At 44.3% G+C, this 307-nt stretch carries 1 protein-coding gene; it reads left to right on the top strand.

Annotation, left to right across the window (positions count from 1 at the left end; all coding sequences use genetic code 11):
* The coding region (locus NE473_RS30910; RefSeq protein ID WP_256265625.1) for a UDP-N-acetylglucosamine 2-epimerase at window positions 1–307 on the top strand (307 nt) is incomplete at both ends.

The following is a 307-nucleotide window of genomic DNA, read 5'->3' as shown; positions in this document are numbered from 1 at the left end:
TGACGAACGGAGCACCGGGAGGTTCCACGGAAGTGGTGATGACGTACATATTCAAGTATTTCTTCTCGTATGGTGAAAGTGCCGCCATGGGAGTTCAGTTTGGCTACGCTTCCTCCATGGCTGTTGTCACAGCGGTGATTCTGGGAATTGTCACACTGATTTATTTAAAGGTATCGAAGAATCGAACGTATAATATTTACTCCCCCTATCCCGAAGAGTTTAATCGCCAAGCTACCGGAATCGTATCTCAGTTTAACTTCGCTCCTACAGAAAAATCTAGGCAAAACTTATTGAAAGAAGGTAAGGT

Origin of the sequence: Hungatella sp. SL.1.14 (assembly GCF_024460495.1) — a bacterium.
Taxonomy (GTDB): domain Bacteria; phylum Bacillota; class Clostridia; order Lachnospirales; family Lachnospiraceae; genus Hungatella; species Hungatella hathewayi.
This window is presented reverse-complemented; position numbering and strand designations above follow the sequence as displayed.